The organism is Blautia sp. AM47-4 (genome assembly GCF_003479865.1).
Lineage (GTDB): Bacteria > Bacillota > Clostridia > Lachnospirales > Lachnospiraceae > Fusicatenibacter > Fusicatenibacter saccharivorans.
The window spans coordinates 1-1,562 of the sequence record NZ_QUHY01000085.1 but is presented as its reverse complement, the minus strand read 5'-3'; the positions used below and the strand labels follow the sequence as shown (position 1 = coordinate 1,562).

The 1,562-nt window shown below is 33.7% G+C and carries 1 protein-coding gene; it reads left to right on the top strand.

Annotation, left to right across the window (positions count from 1 at the left end; all coding sequences use genetic code 11):
• Positions 1-153 precede the first annotated feature (153 nt).
• A complete protein-coding gene (locus tag DW965_RS18625; protein WP_238033145.1) occupies positions 154-1,443 on the top strand; it encodes an IS4 family transposase in 1,290 nt (429 codons plus the stop codon).
• Positions 1,444-1,562 lie beyond the last annotated feature (119 nt).

Here is a 1,562-nt window from a genome sequence, read left to right as displayed (position 1 = left end):
CAATGTCATTAACTTAAAAGCAGAAGATATTTATTCCGAAATGGATTAGATATCTTCTGCTTTTTTTGATATGCTTATATTGTAAAAAGAAGCCATGAACCTGCTCAAAAAAGGATGTGATTATGCATGAAGCATTCTCAGAAACGTATATTCATGGATATAGAAAAAATGACTTCTGATGAATTTAAGGCATTTTGCCGATCAGGTAATAAAAATTATTTTACCAGAATTCGAAAAATGCCTCTTCAGGATCTTCTTTTCACGATGATAAACAGAAAGGGGTTGACGTTGGCATTGGAACTGAGAAATTATATGAAACTTGCTCATCCTGGTGTGTCTATTTCAAAACCAGGATATCTGAAACAGCGTATGAAACTTAATCCAGATGCTTTTTTAGAATTATATAAATATCATAACCGTAACTTTTATGCAGATTCCACCTTTTCAACTTACAAAGATCATTTAATATTAGCCGCTGACGGCTCAGATATTAATATTCCTACCACTGCTGAAACACTGAAACTATATGGTTCTGCAAGCCGGAAAAACACAAAGCCCCAAGCTCAAATAGGATTAGGCTGTATTTATGATGTAATGAATCGTATGATACTGGAAAGTGACTGTAATAAGGTGAAATTTAATGAAATGCGCCTGGCCGAAAAACAGATGGAGCGAATACCGGAAACAATAGGCAGCATTCCCTATGTTATTATCATGGACAGAGGCTATCCTTCTACGCCAGCGTTTATACATATGATGGATAAGGATATTAAATTTATCGTACGTTTAAAAAGCAGTGATTACAAAAAAGAGCAAAACAGTTTAATAGAAAAGGATCAGCTAGTTAAAATAAAACTTGATAAGTCAAGAATCAGACATTACGAGGGAACGCCAGATGGAGAACGTATGAAAGAATTAGGTGAAATTTCATTGCGTATGGTAAAAATCCTATTAGAAAACGGAAGTTTAGAAGTTTTGGCTACAAATCTTTCACAAACTGAATTTCATACAGAAGAAATAAAAGAATTATATCATATGAGGTGGGGGATAGAGACTGCGTATGAAACGCTAAAGAGTCGGTTACAGTTAGAGAATTTTACAGGAACAAAACCTATTCTGTTATTACAAGATATATACAGCACTATATATCTGAGCAATTTAGTTGAAGATATCATATTAGATGCAGAGCGTGAACTGGATCAGAAAGAAGCGAACAGAAAACATAAAATGATGATCAATCAGACTGTTAGTATTGGAATCTTAAAAAATGATCTGATTTATATACTTCTTGAAACGGATGGTCAAAAGAAAAATATGTTATTTCAGCAAATATATGAAGATATCAGTAAAAATCTTGTTCCCATTCGTCCTGATCGGCATTATACCAGAACGAAAGGGCAATTAGCAGGAAAATATTCGAATACCCATAAAAGAGCGTACTGAGCTAAAAAATACGAGTACAAAGAGAAGGGGATAAGTATGCCCATATACAAACAAAAAGCAGGAATCATAGTTTTATAAATGCTTACGATTTCTGCTCTTTGCTAAAGTTAATGACATTG

Bases quoted from the DNA above. Each gene is read 5' to 3' on its own strand.
- DW965_RS18625 (WP_238033145.1), top strand. From the start codon at position 154: ATGGATATAGAAAAAATGACTTCTGATGAATTTAAGGCATTTTGCCGA.